Origin of the sequence: Brochothrix campestris FSL F6-1037 (assembly GCF_000525915.1) — a bacterium.
GTDB lineage: Bacteria > Bacillota > Bacilli > Lactobacillales > Listeriaceae > Brochothrix > Brochothrix campestris.
On sequence record NZ_AODH01000064.1, the window covers coordinates 1 to 1088 of the forward strand.

The 1088-nt window shown below is 31.2% G+C and carries 3 protein-coding genes; all 3 read left to right on the forward strand.

From position 1 onward, the window contains the following. Window positions 1-226 precede the first annotated feature (226 nt). Entirely contained in the window at window positions 227-670 is a 444-nt protein-coding gene (locus BCAMP_RS11230; protein ID WP_051457069.1) for an AbiTii domain-containing protein, read from the forward strand. Then, complete coding sequence (locus tag BCAMP_RS11235) at window positions 667-873, forward strand: hypothetical protein (protein WP_035315676.1); 207 nt, start codon at window positions 667-669, stop codon at window positions 871-873. The genes BCAMP_RS11230 and BCAMP_RS11235 overlap by 4 nt, the downstream gene beginning before the upstream one ends. 88 nt (window positions 874-961) lie before the next feature. Beyond that, a partial coding sequence (locus BCAMP_RS11240; RefSeq protein WP_035315678.1) for an IS3 family transposase occupies window positions 962-1088 on the forward strand: 127 nt, incomplete at its 3' end.

The following is a 1088-nucleotide window of genomic DNA, read 5'->3' on the forward strand; positions in this document are numbered from 1 at the left end:
TGACCGGTTGAGTAAATAAGCAATTGACCGATGTGATTCTTTCTTGCGGAGTAAACATTTGTATCATCCTAGTTCGGCAACAGAAAGGTGTGTTATGTTTTTGTTTTTAAATGTGTTATTCTTTATGAGTGTCATAGCAAAATCATCCTTTATTGTTTGGTGTCGTAACCTCAATAATACATGATTTTTCGCTAAGGCACTTTTTTTTATAAATTCAGGTGCTAACTTGATTATACAATTCGCCGAAGATATTGAAACTATAACAACTATGGAGATGACAGACAGTGTTAATGCTATTAATAATTTAATCAATAGTAAACAAAAAGACAATATAGCTCGTCGTATTCCAACAGAAATATGCCACTCTATTTCAGATTATGAGCTTCAAATTGCAAGTATGCGTATAGCTTTTTCTTTTAATCAGTTAGATGGAATTATATCTTCTGTTAAGTCTAAGATTCTCGATGTCATTATGCTTCTGGAAAAAAACTTTGAAAATATTGATGAACTTGATATCTTATCTCAAGTTGAAGAAAAACCTCAAGTAACTCAAGAAGTAATATATCATATTCAACAAGTTGTTTTTGGGGATAGTACACAAATAGAATTAGGGAATAAAAATAAAATTAAAGATTCGATGATCGGGAAATTATTTAGGAGAGACAGATGAAAATCAAAATAGGGGATAAAAATAAAATTAAAGATTCGATAATAGGTAAGCAAAATATTGTAGGTAACGAAGCCAAAAATAACGAGGGTTTTTTTCACAAACATCCAGTATTAACTGCATTATTAACTTCATTTGTCATAGGCTTTTTATTATTGTTTTCTTTTTGGGACGATGTAATTAATTTTATTGAAAATATTTTTTGATAAGTGGGGGTGGATAGGCTACACTAAGTTAGACAGAATAAATGAGGGCTTGTAAACTAAGACTACTAATAAAAAGGAGTGTGCTACTATGCCACGTCAACGTCGAACATTTACGCCTGAATTTAAACTGCAAATGGTGAAGCTTTATGAAAATGGAAAGTCACGTGCTGATATTGCTCGTGAATATGATTTAACCCCTTCGGGATTAGATAAAT

Excerpts from the sequence above, each read along its gene's own strand:
- BCAMP_RS11235 (WP_035315676.1), top strand. The coding sequence starts at position 667 with ATGAAAATCAAAATAGGGGATAAAAATAAAATTAAAGATTCGATAATA.